Raw genomic sequence first — 12585 nt, 5'->3', positions numbered from 1 at the left:
GAGTAGCGAATAGGGAATAGCGAGTAGCGAGTAGGGGGAAATAAAGAAACTACTCGCTATTCGCTACTCTCTATTCGCTATCCGATCTTGACCGGAATCCGTGCCTCGATCCGGCTGAAGACGAAGACCAGGATACCGGTGATCGTCATATAGATCAGCGCCAGCAGCAGCAAAGGCTCGTAGGTCAGGTAGGTGTCCTGGCGCACCTTGGAGGAGACGGCGAAGATATCGATGACGCTGATTGTCGCCACCAGCGGTGTCGATTTTAGCTGCAGCACCGTCTCGCCGGTCAGCGTCGGCAGCGCCCGGTAGAAGGCTTGCGGCAGCCAGATGCGCCGGAAGATTTTCCAGCGGCTCATGCCGAACGCACGGGCGGCCTCCAACTGTCCGCGCGGCACGCCGGCGAATGCGCCGCGCATCACTTCACCCTCGTAGCCGGCGAAGGAGAAGGTCAGCGCCACCACGCCATAGGGCCAGGCCTGCCTGAGATACGGCCAAAGCCAGGATTCACGGATCCATGGATATTGCGGAAAGATCGAGCCGAGGCCGTAATAGAGCAGCCAGAGCTGCAGGAGTAGCGGCGTTCCCCGGATGATGGTGCAGAAGGCCTTTGCCGGTGCCGAGAACCAGATCGGTCCACCTGCCTGAGCGAGCCCGAGCGGCACGGCCAGCGCAAAGCCCAGCGCGCAGGTCACGGCGAGGATCCAAAGCGTCCGCCAGATGCCCATCAGGCCCATTTCCCAATATTGCGGCAGCCAATCCCAGCGCATGAAGACGGCGGCGCAGAGAACCAGCGCCAGCCCGATCAGGATCAGCACGATGCGGTGCGGCTTGAGCCAGATCGAGGCGCGCGCCGCCATGTGGATCGCGGAGGCTTCGGCGGACATCAGCGCGCCTCCCTGACGGAGGGCATGCCGCGCCGCGACCAGACCTCGACGCGGCCGATGATCAGGTTGGAGAACAGCGAGAGCGCGAGATAGAGCGCGCCGGCCGCAAGGTAGAAAAGCAGGTAGGCCTTGGTCACGCCGGCCGCCTGGCGCGTCGCCAGCGTCAGTTCGAAGAAGCCGACGACGGCAAGCAGCGCGGTGTCCTTGGTGGCGATGAGCCACAGATTCGCCAGGCCGGGGATGGCGAAGGGCAGCATGGCCGGCACAGTGATGCGTCGCAGCATCAGGCCCGGCGACATGCCGTAGGCGCGGGCGGCCTCGATCTGGCCTTGCGGGATGGCAAGGATGGCTCCGCGGATGACTTCGGTCGAATAGGCGCCCTGGACGAAACCCAGCACGAAAATGCCGGCCGCGAGCCCGCTGATGTCGACACGGCTGTAGCCGATCGCCGTCAGCACTTGGTTGATGAGGTCGGTGCCGGCGTAATAGAGCAGCAGGATCAGCACCAGTTCCGGCACGGCGCGCACGACCGTCGTGTAGACCGCGAGCAGATCGCGCGTCACCGGGCCGCCATAGAGCTTGCCGAACGCGCCGGCGGTGCCGATCATGAGGCCGAGGCAGGTCGCGCCTATGGCGATCTCGATCGAATGCAGCAGGCCGACCAGCAGCGTGCCGCCCCAGCCGGGCGCCACGGGCGACAGGAGTTCGATGATGCCGGCCGCGGAGGCCGGAAGAAAGGCGTCGATCAGCTTCGTCCCCGGATTGCTGGCGAGCCGCCGATGGTCAGGTCAGCGGCGGGCACGCGTGGCAAGATCGGGCATGGCGCGGACGCCATGCCCTCACTCATTTCGAGAGGGCTCAGTTCGACTGCGTGGCGCCGCCATAGATGTCGAAGTCGAAATATTTCTTCGAGATCTCGTCATACTTGCCGTTGGCGCGGATCGCCTTGATGCCGGCGTTGAACTTTTCCTTGAGCGCGGTGTCTTCCTTGCGGATACCGGCGCCGACACCCGGGCCAAGCACTTCGTCGTCGGGCGCCACCATGCCCTTCAGGTCGCAGCAGGCCTTGCCCTGGTCCGACTTCAGGAATTCGCCGAGCGCGATCGAGTCGGCCTGCACCGCGTCGATGCGGCCAGCGGCCAGATCCTGGTTGGCTTCATCCTGGGTCTGGTATTCCTTGATTTCCTGGGCGCCGGTGAAGTGCTTCTTCGCGTACACGGCATGCACGGTCGAGACCTGGACGCCGATCACCTTGCCCTTGAGATCGTCCGGCGTGGCGCCGAACTTCTGGTCCTTCGGCCCGATGATCGCGGTCGGGGTGTTGTAGTACTTGTCCGAGAAGTCGATCGTCTTCTTGCGCTCGTCGGTGATCGACATGGAAGAGACGATGGCGTCGATCTTCTTGGTCGTCAGAGCCGGGATGATGCCGTCCCAGGCCACCGGTGTGATCACGCAGTCAAGTTTCTCTTCGGCGCAGACGGCGTTGACGAAGTCGATCTCCCAGCCCACCCATTTGCCGCTGGCGTCGGGCGAGGTGAAGGGCGGGTAGGGTTCGGCGGCGACGCCGATCTTGACCTGCTCGGCCTTGGCCACTCCGCCCATCGCCGCGACGCCGAGAAGCGCGGCGGCAAATGTCTTGAGAACAGTCTTCATGTCAGGACTCCCAGTTTGTTGTTGTTCCCGGTTTTTCGCTCCGCTTGATGCCGGCACCTAGCCGACATTGCGGAGGAATTGCTTGAGCCTTTCGGATTTGGGCGCGCCGAACAGCTGTTCCGGCGGACCTTCTTCCTCGACCAGCCCGTTGTAGAGGTAGACGACATGCGTCGCGACCTCGCGGGCGAACTTCATTTCATGCGTCACCAGCACCATGGTGCGCCCCTCGCGCGCCAGGTCGCCGATGACTTTCAGCACCTCGCCGACCAGCTCGGGATCAAGCGCGGAAGTCGGTTCGTCGAACAGCATGACGCGCGGATTGATCGCCAGCGCGCGGGCGATCGCGGCCCGCTGCTGCTGGCCGCCGGACAGGAAAGCCGGATAGACGTCGCGCTTCTCCGCCAGCCCGACGCGGGCGAGCAGCTTCTCGGCCTGGGCGATCGCTTCGCCGCGCTTGACGCCGAGCACATGCACCGGGACCTCGATGACATTCTCGATCAGCGTCATGTGGCTCCACAGGTTGAAATTCTGGAAAACCATGCCGAGCCTCGAGCGGATGCGCTCGATCTGCCTGCGGTCGGCCGGAACGGTGTGGCCGTGGCTGTCGGCCTTGAGCTTGATCTCCTCGCCATTGACCCGGATGATGCCGCTTGTGGGGTTCTCCAGGCAGTTGATGCAGCGTAAGAGCGTCGACTTGCCGGAACCGGAGCCGCCGATGATGGCGACCACCTCGCCGTCGCGCGCCGACAGCGAAACCCCCTTCAGCACGTGCAGCTGGCCGAACTTCTTGTGCAGGTTTTCGACATGGATGGCTTCGGCGGCGCCGTTCTGCGCCTCACCGGATTGGACTGCGGCAGCTGCTGCAGCGCTCACCGGGTGACCTCTATCTGGCCGACGGCAGGTCGTCGAACGTCTATCCGGCTAATCAACATACGCTGCACTGACCCGCTCCAGGCTTCAGCATGGACCCGACAGCGCGAGCCCGTCAATCCCGCTCATTACGGCACTTGCGGCCTTGTTGCGCAAGTGTATAAATAGCCTTTCATGAAATTTTCACGATTTTTTTCATCTTAAAAGGGCATCGATGAGCGCTTTCGGGTCACAGTCCATGGCGGCGCCGCTGCGGCGCGTGCTGATGCGGTCGGCAGCCAACGCCATGCGCGACGCCGACAGGGCGGCCTGGCACTATGGCCCGGGATTCAACCCGGCGAAAGCAGCCGTGCAGCATGCGGCCCTTGCCGACATGGTGGCGGCTTCCGGCGCCGAGATCGAATGGATCGAGGACACGGCCGACGGCCTTTCGGATTCGGTGTTCACGCATGACCCGTCGCTGATGACCGACCGCGGCGCGCTGATCCTGTCCATGGGCAAACCATTGCGCGCTCGGGAGCCCTCGCTGCATGAGGAAACCTATAAGAGACTGGGCATTCCGGTCCTCGGTCGTGTCGAGGCGCCTGGTCAGGTCGAAGGCGGTGACTGCGTATGGGTGGATGCCCGCACGCTGGCGATCGGGCGCGGTGTGCGCTCGAACCAGGAAGGCATCCAGCAGGTTTCCAACCTGCTGACGCCGCTGGGCATTTCCGTGTACGGCTTCGATCTGCCGCTGTGGCAGGGCGAAGAGGCGTGCCTGCATCTGATGTCGGTGATCAGCCCGCTGGCCGACGACCTGGCCCTGGTCCATTCGCCGCTTTTGCCGGCGGCGTTCTATCAGATGCTGAAGGCGCGCGGCATCCGGCTGGTCGAAGGCGACGCCGAAGAGTTCGCCGCTTCCAACGGCCTCAGCCTGAACGTGCTGCCGACCAGCCCGCACAAGGTCATCGCCGTTGCGGGTTTTCCCAAGACCAAGGCCGCGATGGAAGCCGCCGGCTGCACGGTCGAGACATTCGAGGCGGATGCGCTCTGCATCGCCTGCGAAGGCGGGCCGACATGCCTGACGCGGCCGATCCTGCGCCAATGAATGCGCGCCGCAAGTTCCGCCGCGAGGGCGAGGAGCGGCGGCGGCAGGATCTGATCGATGCGACGCTGGACAGCGTGGCGGAATATGGACTTCAGGGCGCCACCTTGCGCACCATCGCCTTGCGCGCCGGCGTCACCGCCGGGCTGATCCGGCACTATTTCCCCGGCAAGGAAGAATTGCTGCAGGAAGCCTATACGGCGCTGGTCGGCCGCATGACCGAGCAGGCGAAGGCGGCATTGGTCATGGAAGACGCCTCGCCTCGCCAACGCCTCGCGGCTTTCGTCACCGCCAACCTCAACGCGCCGATCGTCGACCGGCGGGTGTTTTCGCTCTGGGCAACCTTCCTTGGCCGCGCCAATGCGGATCCGGCGCTCGCCCGTGCCCATCGCGAAGGCTATCTCGGCTTTCGCGACGAGGTGGAAGCGGTCGTTGCCGAGGTGCTCGCCGCCGAGCGGCGCAAGCCGGACGCAGGCGAGCTGCGTCGCCATGCCATCGCGATCAACGCGATCATCGACGGGCTCTGGATCGAAGGCTGCCTGGCAGCAGAGATGTTCTCGCCTGGCGAATTGGCGGCGATAGGCGTCAAAGCCATAGAGGCCGAGCTCGGCTTGGCGCCGGAAAAGGGAGGAAACCAATGACCACCATCGGCGAAGCGCTGATCAAATTGCTCGAGGAGCATGGTGTCGACACCGTCTTCGGTATTCCGGGCGTGCATACGGTCGAGCTCTATCGTGGCCTGGCGGGCTCGAAGATCCGCCATGTCACGCCGCGCCACGAACAAGGCGCCGGCTTCATGGCCGATGGTTATGCGCGCGCCGGCGGCCGTCCCGGCGTCGCCTTCGTCATCACCGGGCCGGGCCTCACCAACACCATCACCGCCATGGGCCAGGCGCGCGCCGATTCGGTGCCGATGCTGGTCATCTCAGGCGTCAACGCCACCGACTCGCTGGGAAAAGGGCTGGGCTTCCTGCATGAGCTGCCCGACCAGCGCGGCATGATGGAGAAGGTGGCGCTGTTTTCCGAGCGCATCACCGAGGCCGGGCAGTTGCCTGGCGCGCTCGCCCGCGCCTTCGCCGTTTTCTCCTCCTCACGCCCGGGGCCGGTCCATATCGAGATCCCCACCGACGTCATGGTCAAGCCCGCCGATGGTGTTGCGGCCGTCCTTAGCAATGCCGCGCCGCCCGCTCCGGAGTTGGCGGCGATCGCCGAGGCGGCACGGCTTTGCAGGGCCGCACGCCGTCCGCTGATCCTTTCAGGCGGCGGCGCCAAGAAGGCCGATGCGGCGCTGCGGCGTCTGGCCGAGACGCTCGGCGCCCCCGTGGTCGAGACCGCCAATGCGCGTGGCCTGTTGCATGGCCATCGGATGTGCGTGCCGGCGAGCCCCAGCCTCAAGGCAGTGCGTGCGTTGATGGCGGGCGCCGATCTGGTGATTGCCGCCGGCACCGAATTCGGCCCGACCGACTATGACGGCTATGGCGACGGCGGCTTCGTGCTGCCGCCGAGCCTGATCCGCATCGATATCGGCGCCGACCAGATCGCGCGCCGGCCGGTGACGGTTGGCATCCACGCGGATTGCGTGGAAGCGATCGAGGCGCTGCTTGCAGCGATCGGATCTGGCCATGCCGCGGCAAGCGATGGCGAGGCTCGTGCGGCCGCCGCGCGCGAGGCTGCTCGGGCCGAGCTGAAGCCCGAATATCTGGCGCAGGTGCGCGCCGTGGAGGCGATCCGGGACGCGCTGCCGGGCGCCATCATCGTAGGCGATTCGACCCAGCCGATTTATGCCGCCAACCTCTATTACGACCACGACCGTCCCGGCGGCTGGTTCAACGCCGCGACCGGCTTCGGCGCGTTGGGCTACGGCCCGCCGGCGGCGATCGGCGCAGCACTTGCGGTGCCGGAGGCGCCGGTGGTGTGCCTCACCGGCGATGGCGGCTTCCAGTTCACCTTGCCGGAGATCGGCGCCGCGCTCGACGCCGAAGCGCCGGTAATCTTCGTCGTCTGGAACAATCGCGGCTATCGCGAGATCGAAACCTCGATGCTCGATGTCGGCGTCGAGCCGGTCGGCGTGTCGCCGGCACCGCCCGATTTCTGCAAGCTCGCCGAGGCCTATGGCATCGTGGCCGAGCGGCTGGCCGGGGCTGGCGGCCTTGCCTTGGCGCTGAAGCGCGCGCGGGCGGCCGGCAAGCCGCGCGTCATCGAAATCACCGTCGACTGAAAGATCGGTGCATCTGCCGGTTGACCCCTTTCGGCGCCGGCAAATCGATGCCGCCCGCCAAGGTCCGACGCATGCAAAGACGCTGCGCCAGCCATGTCGATATTTCAATTGAGTGACAGCGCGAAAGGCGCGACGTTCGAGCCTGGGGCGGCATAACCCAAGATATAATCATAAAAAAATGACAGGAGCGGTCTAGGTATGACGGAAACGCTGAATGGCAGGCATGTCGTGGTGACGGGCGGCACTGGGGCGCTCGGCGGCGCGGTTGTCGGCAGACTGCTGGAGCAAGACGCGATCTGCCACGTGCCAAATGCCCACGCGGCGGCCCCGCCGCATTTTCCTTACGCAGCCCATGCCAGCGTGCATTTGGCGCATAATGTCGACCTGTCGGATTCGGCCAAGGTCGAGGCCTTCTACCATCAGGTTCCCGAGCTCTGGGCCTCGATCCACCTTGCCGGCGGCTTCACCATGGCCCCGGTCGAAAAGATCGAGTCGGCCTCCTTCGCCGAGATGATGGACACCAACGCACGCACGGCTTTCCTGTGCAGCCGCGCCGCGGTGCGCTCGATGCTGGACTCCAACACGGCCGGCCGCATCGTCAACGTCACCGCGCGCGCCGGACTCGATCCGAGGCGCGGCTCCGGCATGGTTGCCTATGCCGCAAGCAAGGCGGCGGTCGCGGCGATGACTGTGGCCATGGCCGAGGAGTTGAAGGGCAAGGGCATCCTCGTCAACGCCGTGGCGCCCTCGACGCTCGACACGCCCGCCAACCGCGCCGACATGCCCGATGCCGATTTCGCCAAATGGGTCAGCCTGGAGGCCGCGGCGGAAGCGATCGCCTACCTCGCCTCGCCCGCCAACCTGGCGATGAGCGGCACGCTGGTGCCGCTCTACGGCCGCGCCTGACCGCACAGAAATCCAGACAATAGAAAAACCCCGCCGGATCGCTCCGGCGGGGTTTTTGCTGTTCGCCAAAGGGCTTACGCAATTCCGACGGAAAGCCGCAAGCGGCTTCCCGGAAGGCTTTAGTTGCCCTGCTTCTTCAGCGCGGCGCCCAGAATGTCGCCCAGCGAAGCGCCGGAGTCGGTCGAGCCGTACTGAGCGACCGCTTCCTTCTCCTCGGCGATTTCCAGTGCCTTGATCGAGACCTGCAGCTTGCGGGTCTTCTTGTCGAAGGCGATGACGCGGGCATCGACCTTCTGGCCGACGGTGAAGCGCTCGGGCCGCTGCTCGTCGCGGTCGCGCGAAAGGTCCGAACGCTTGATGAAGGTCTCGATGCCGCTGTCGACCAGCCGCACGTCCAGGCCGCCATCCTTCACGCCGATGACCTCGCAGGTGACGACGGCGTTCTTGCGCAGCTCGCCGCTGCTGGCCGCTTCGCCGACGGTGTCGCGGGCCAGCTGCTTGATGCCGAGCGAGATGCGCTCCTTCTCGATGTCGACGTCGAGCACCTGCGCCTTGACCATGTCGCCGCGATTGTACTCTTCGATGACCTGCTCGCCCGGACGGGTCCAGTCGAGGTCGGAGAGGTGCACCATGCCGTCCACGTCGCCTTCCAGGCCGATGAACAGGCCGAACTCGGTCTTGTTCTTGACCTCGCCCTCGACCTGGCTGCCGACCGGATGGCTCGAGGCGAAAGCCTGCCACGGGTTTTCCAGCGTCTGCTTGAGGCCGAGCGAGATGCGGCGCTTGGCCGGATCGACCTCGAGCACCACCACGTCGACTTCCTGCGTCGTCGACAGGATCTTGCCGGGATGCACGTTCTTCTTCGTCCACGACATTTCCGAAACGTGGATGAGGCCCTCGATGCCCGGTTCCAGCTCGACGAACGCGCCGTAGTCGGTGATGTTGGTGACGGTGCCCTTGATCTTCTTGCCGATCGGGAACTTGGTGCCGATATCCGACCACGGATCCGACTCGAGCTGCTTCATGCCGAGCGAGATGCGGTGGGTTTCCTGGTTGATGCGGATGATCTGCACCTTGACCGTCTGGCCGATGTTGAGGATCTCGGTCGGATGGTTGACGCGGCGCCAGGCCATGTCGGTGACATGCAGCAGGCCGTCGATGCCGCCGAGGTCGACAAACGCACCGTAGTCGGTGATGTTCTTGACCACGCCTTCGACCACCTGGCCTTCCTCGAGGTTCTGCACGATTTCCGAGCGCTGTTCGGCGCGGCTCTCTTCGAGCACGGTGCGGCGCGACACCACGATGTTGCCGCGGCGGCGATCCATCTTGAGGATCTCGAAGGGCTGCGGGTTATGCATCAGCGGGGTGACATCGCGGATCGGGCGGATATCGACCTGGCTACGCGGCAGGAACGCCACGGCGCCGTCGAGGTCGACGGTGAAGCCGCCCTTGACCTGGTTGAAGATGACGCCTTCGACGCGCTCACCCTTGGTGAACTTCTCTTCGAGACGCACCCAGCTCTCCTCGCGGCGAGCCTTCTCGCGCGACAGCATGGCTTCGCCAAGCGCGTTTTCGATGCGCTCGACATAGACCTCGACGGTGTCGCCGACCTTGAGGGAGGATTCCTTGCCCTTGGCGCCGAATTCCTTCAGCGGCACGCGGCCTTCGACCTTGAGGCCGACATCGATGATGGCCATGTCCTTTTCGATCGCGGTGATCGTGCCCCGGACAACCTGGCCCTCGCCGGAATGGCCGGCGGTGAATGATTCTTCGAGCATGCTCGCGAAATCGTCGCGAGACGGATTAGCTACTGACATTGTTTCTCCTGGAATACCCCGGTCTTCAAGCGGGGCGGGCGCCGTGGGTTAGCGTTGCGTGAGCCTGCCGGCGTTCCGGGCTGAAAGCCCTTGGCCGCTGTTCAGGCGGCAAGTCCGGCGCATGAAGAATGCTGGCAGGCTGGTTCGTGCCCGATATGGGTATTTTCGCCGCCAACGGCAATCGAAAAACCTGATCAGGCCTTGTTTCTCTTGGCAAGGACGTCGTCAACGATCGCCATCGCCACCAGAAACGCGGCTTCTATAGCCATTTCGCTGGTATCAAGCAAGTGCGCGTCTGACGCCGGCTTCAGTGGCGAGTCGGCGCGGCCCATGTCGCGCTCGTCGCGGCGCTCGATATCGGCAAGGATGGTGGCGAAATCGGCGCTGCCGCCCATGCTCTCGATCTCGGCCAGCCGGCGCCTGGCGCGCACTTCGGCGCTTGCCGTGACATAGAGCTTGATGTCGGCATCGGGGCACACCACCGTGCCGATGTCGCGGCCGTCGAGCACAGCACCCGGCGGTGCCTTGGCGAAGGCCCGCTGCTTCTCTACCAGGATGCGCCGTACGGTCGGAATGACCGCGACCTTGGAGGCCGCCTCGCCCACCGCATGCGCGGCCAGCACGGTGCGATCGAGCTTCGACAGATCGACCTGCCGCGCCGCGGTTTCCGCCGCCGAGACATTGTCGAGCGGCAGGCCGAGTTCGAGCAGCTTGTGGGCCACAGCGCGATAGGTGAGGCCGGTATCGAGCAGGTTCAGCCGGTAGTGGTCGGCGAGCCGGCGGGCCAGCGTGCCTTTGCCCGCGCCTGCCGGGCCGTCGATGGCGATGGTGAAGGGGGTGCTCATGGATGGAGCGTCGCGGTTGGAGGGGGCGACAAATACAATAACCGCCGCGATCCTTCGCGCCCCCCTCTGTCCTGCCGGACATCTCCCCCACTTGGGGGGAGATTGGCAGCTTCGGCGCCCCGCTCGATCTTTAAACGCTGGTGATTGGCGAAAGCCGACGCGACAGCTGATCTCCCCCCTTGAGGGGGAGATGTCCGGCAGGACAGAGGGGGGCGCTGTCCCGCCAGCGTCTCAGTTCGGCTCCAGTCCATCGACCTCACCCAATCTCCGCGCCCAGCCCCTTCATCAGCCCCATGAATTCCGGAAAGCTCGTCGCGATCATGTTGGCGTCGTCGATCGTCACCGGCTTCTCGGTGGCCAGCCCCATCACCAGAAAACTCATGGCGATGCGGTGGTCGAGATGTGTCTTCACCGCCGTATCGGGGCCGTTGGGATGAGCGCCCAGTCCCTTGCCGCCCGGTCTGCCGCGCACGGCGAGCGAGGCCTCGCCCTCGGTGCAGTCGACGCCGTTGAGCTCCAGGCCCCGAGCCACCGCCGCCAGACGGTCGGATTCCTTGACCCGAAGTTCCTCCAGTCCCTGCATCAGCGTCTCGCCCTCGGCGAAGCTCGCGGCGACGGCCAGCACCGGATACTCGTCGATCATCGACGGCGCGCGTTCCGGCGGCACGATGACGCCCTTGAGCTCGGAGGAGCGCACGCGCAGGTCCGCCACGTCCTCGCCGCCGGCATTGCGCGGATTGAGGATGTCGATACGGCCGCCCATTTCCTGCAGGGTCATGAGCAACCCGGTGCGCGTCGGGTTCATCAGCACGTTCTCGATGATGATGTCCGAGCCCGGCACGATCAGCGCCGCGACCAGCGGGAAGCCGGCCGAGGATGGATCTCCCGGCACGGCGATCGTCTGTCCGGTGAGCTTGCCCTGGCCTTCGATGAAGATGTGGCGCACGCCGCGCTCATCCGTCTCGACGCTCAGGTTGGCGCCGAACCCCTTCAGCATCTTTTCGGTATGATCGCGCGTCATCACGGGTTCGATCACCGTGGTAATGCCGGGCGTGTTCAAGCCGGCAAGCAGCACCGCCGACTTCACCTGGGCGGATGCCATCGGCACGCGATAGGTGATGGGCGCTGCATGCTTCGGGCCGCGCAGCGTGATCGGCATGCGGTCGCCGGGAGCGGCCTTCAGCACCTGCACGCCCATCTGGCGCAGCGGATCGAGCACGCGCCCCATCGGCCGGCCGGAAAGCGAGGCGTCGCCGACGAAGGTCGTCTCCATGTCATAGGTGCCGACGAGCCCCATGGTGAGGCGCGAGCCGGTGCCGGCATTGCCGAAGTCGAGCGGGCTTTCGGGCTGCAGCAACGCGCCGTTGCCGGTGCCGCGGATCACCCATTCGCCGCCGTTCTTTTCGATATGCGCGCCCATCGCCTTCATGGCGGCGCCCGTGCGCATCACGTCCTCGCCTTCGAGCAGGCCGGTGATGCGGGTTTCGCCGGAGGCAAGGCCGCCGAACATGAACGAGCGGTGCGAGATCGATTTGTCGCCCGGCACGCGCGCGGTGCCGGCAAGGGCAGGGGATTTGCGGGCCGTGGCCGGCTTAGCGGCGGCGGAGTGAGACATCCTTGTCTTCCAAATGAAATGCCGGCTGGCCGGCTCGGTTCGTCATGCTGCGGCGGTCTCGTATCACGGTGCGTTGCAATGGTCATCCCCTTGTTCGAGACCTTCGAATACGAGCATTTTACAATGCCGGCTTTTGGCTTTGACAGCGCTCAAAACTGCGGTTATGGGGACCACTCTTTTATTGACGAGGCCTGCTGTGGCAAAAGCTGAACTTGGCACCAAGCGTGTCGACCCCGAAACGGGTCGGAAATTCTACGATCTCAACAAAGACCCGATCGTCTCGCCCTATACCGGCAAGAGCTATCCACGCTCCTATTTCGAGGAAGGCAAGATTTCCGCCCTCGAGGAAGATGAGGAAGTCGCCGAGAAGGAAGTGGACGCCGACGAAGAGGAAGGCGCCGAAGTCGTCTCGCTCGAGGAGGCCGATGACGAAGTGAAGGGCGGCGGCGACGAGCTTCCAGATCTTGGCGACGATGAAGAGGATGTCGATCTCGGCGACGATGAGGACGACACCTTCCTGGCCGACGAAGAGGAAGAGGACGATGACGTCGCCGATATGATCGGTGTCGGCGACGACGATGACGAAGTCTGAGTTCGTTTGCCGGCCATTTTGGCCTGTGACGAAAAAGCGGCTTTTCAAGGCTTGATCTTGACCGAAGGCGGCGCTAGAAGCCGCCAGCACTAAACGAC

General features: G+C 64.9%; 12 protein-coding genes. 5 read left to right on the top strand and 7 right to left on the bottom strand.

The features are described 5' to 3' along the window. Positions 1-77: 77 nt before the first annotated feature. The 4 genes from LB529_RS16710 to LB529_RS16695 all read right to left on the bottom strand — a co-directional run bounded on the left by LB529_RS16710 (position 78) and on the right by LB529_RS16695 (position 3413). Complete coding sequence (locus tag LB529_RS16710) at positions 78-887, bottom strand: ABC transporter permease (RefSeq protein ID WP_224707548.1); 810 nt, start codon at positions 885-887, stop codon at positions 78-80. Continuing rightward, the gene (locus LB529_RS16705) at positions 887-1600 is read right to left on the bottom strand and encodes an ABC transporter permease (protein ID WP_411962520.1); all 714 of its coding nucleotides are present in this window, start codon (positions 1598-1600) and stop codon (positions 887-889) included. Before LB529_RS16705 ends, LB529_RS16710 begins: the two co-directional genes overlap by 1 nt. A 145-nt stretch (positions 1601-1745) precedes the next feature. Then, complete coding sequence (locus LB529_RS16700) at positions 1746-2540, bottom strand: transporter substrate-binding domain-containing protein (protein WP_224711697.1); 795 nt, start codon at positions 2538-2540, stop codon at positions 1746-1748. Positions 2541-2597: 57 nt separating this feature from the next. Further along, entirely contained in the window at positions 2598-3413 is an 816-nt protein-coding gene (locus LB529_RS16695; RefSeq protein ID WP_318011852.1) for an ABC transporter ATP-binding protein, read from the bottom strand. Positions 3414-3624: 211 nt separating this feature from the next. On the opposite strand from LB529_RS16695, the gene LB529_RS16690 reads away from it, so the two are divergent. From LB529_RS16690 to LB529_RS16675, 4 genes are all read left to right on the top strand, one after another. After that, positions 3625-4497, top strand: a complete 873-nt coding sequence (locus tag LB529_RS16690) for a dimethylarginine dimethylaminohydrolase family protein (protein ID WP_224628997.1) — start codon at positions 3625-3627, stop codon at positions 4495-4497. Further along, positions 4467-5135 carry a TetR family transcriptional regulator C-terminal domain-containing protein gene (locus LB529_RS16685; protein WP_095769362.1) on the top strand — a complete coding sequence of 223 codons (669 nt, stop codon included), beginning with the start codon at positions 4467-4469 and terminating at the stop codon, positions 5133-5135. The genes LB529_RS16690 and LB529_RS16685 overlap by 31 nt, the downstream gene beginning before the upstream one ends. Beyond that, the gene (locus tag LB529_RS16680) at positions 5132-6712 is read left to right on the top strand and encodes a 5-guanidino-2-oxopentanoate decarboxylase (protein WP_224711696.1); all 1581 of its coding nucleotides are present in this window, start codon (positions 5132-5134) and stop codon (positions 6710-6712) included. The genes LB529_RS16685 and LB529_RS16680 overlap by 4 nt, the downstream gene beginning before the upstream one ends. Before the next feature lie 198 nt (positions 6713-6910). Then, the gene (locus LB529_RS16675) at positions 6911-7618 is read left to right on the top strand and encodes an SDR family NAD(P)-dependent oxidoreductase (protein ID WP_224711695.1); all 708 of its coding nucleotides are present in this window, start codon (positions 6911-6913) and stop codon (positions 7616-7618) included. 119 nt (positions 7619-7737) lie between these two features. Here LB529_RS16675 and rpsA read toward each other — a convergent pair whose 3' ends face one another. From rpsA to aroA, 3 genes are all read right to left on the bottom strand, one after another. Then, positions 7738-9435 (bottom strand): 30S ribosomal protein S1, encoded by a 1698-nt coding sequence (gene rpsA / locus LB529_RS16670; RefSeq protein ID WP_095769359.1) that lies wholly within the window; start codon positions 9433-9435, stop codon positions 7738-7740. Between the two features lie 194 nt (positions 9436-9629). Continuing rightward, a complete protein-coding gene (gene cmk, locus LB529_RS16665; RefSeq protein ID WP_224711694.1) occupies positions 9630-10280 on the bottom strand; it encodes a (d)CMP kinase in 651 nt (216 codons plus the stop codon). 256 nt (positions 10281-10536) lie between these two features. Continuing rightward, positions 10537-11895 carry a 3-phosphoshikimate 1-carboxyvinyltransferase gene (aroA, locus tag LB529_RS16660; protein WP_224711693.1) on the bottom strand — a complete coding sequence of 453 codons (1359 nt, stop codon included), beginning with the start codon at positions 11893-11895 and terminating at the stop codon, positions 10537-10539. A gap of 196 nt (positions 11896-12091) precedes the next feature. On the opposite strand from aroA, the gene LB529_RS16655 reads away from it, so the two are divergent. Further along, entirely contained in the window at positions 12092-12487 is a 396-nt protein-coding gene (locus tag LB529_RS16655; protein WP_224631414.1) for a TIGR02300 family protein, read from the top strand. The last annotated feature ends 98 nt before the right edge of the window (positions 12488-12585 follow it).

This window comes from Mesorhizobium sp. CA5 (genome assembly GCF_020165105.1).
Taxonomy (GTDB): Bacteria; Pseudomonadota; Alphaproteobacteria; order Rhizobiales; family Rhizobiaceae; genus Mesorhizobium.
This window is presented reverse-complemented; position numbering and strand designations above follow the sequence as displayed.

Bases quoted from the DNA above. Each gene is read 5' to 3' on its own strand.
- LB529_RS16685 (WP_095769362.1), top strand. From the start codon at position 4,467: ATGCCTGACGCGGCCGATCCTGCGCCAATGAATGCGCGCCGCAAGTTC.
- rpsA (WP_095769359.1), bottom strand. From the start codon at position 9,435: ATGTCAGTAGCTAATCCGTCTCGCGACGATTTCGCGAGCATGCTCGAA.
- aroA (WP_224711693.1), bottom strand. From the start codon at position 11,895: ATGTCTCACTCCGCCGCCGCTAAGCCGGCCACGGCCCGCAAATCCCCT.
- LB529_RS16710 (WP_224707548.1), bottom strand. From the start codon at position 887: ATGTCCGCCGAAGCCTCCGCGATCCACATGGCGGCGCGCGCCTCGATC.
- cmk (WP_224711694.1), bottom strand. From the start codon at position 10,280: ATGAGCACCCCCTTCACCATCGCCATCGACGGCCCGGCAGGCGCGGGC.
- LB529_RS16680 (WP_224711696.1), top strand. From the start codon at position 5,132: ATGACCACCATCGGCGAAGCGCTGATCAAATTGCTCGAGGAGCATGGT.
- LB529_RS16675 (WP_224711695.1), top strand. From the start codon at position 6,911: ATGACGGAAACGCTGAATGGCAGGCATGTCGTGGTGACGGGCGGCACT.
- LB529_RS16690 (WP_224628997.1), top strand. From the start codon at position 3,625: ATGAGCGCTTTCGGGTCACAGTCCATGGCGGCGCCGCTGCGGCGCGTG.
- LB529_RS16700 (WP_224711697.1), bottom strand. From the start codon at position 2,540: ATGAAGACTGTTCTCAAGACATTTGCCGCCGCGCTTCTCGGCGTCGCG.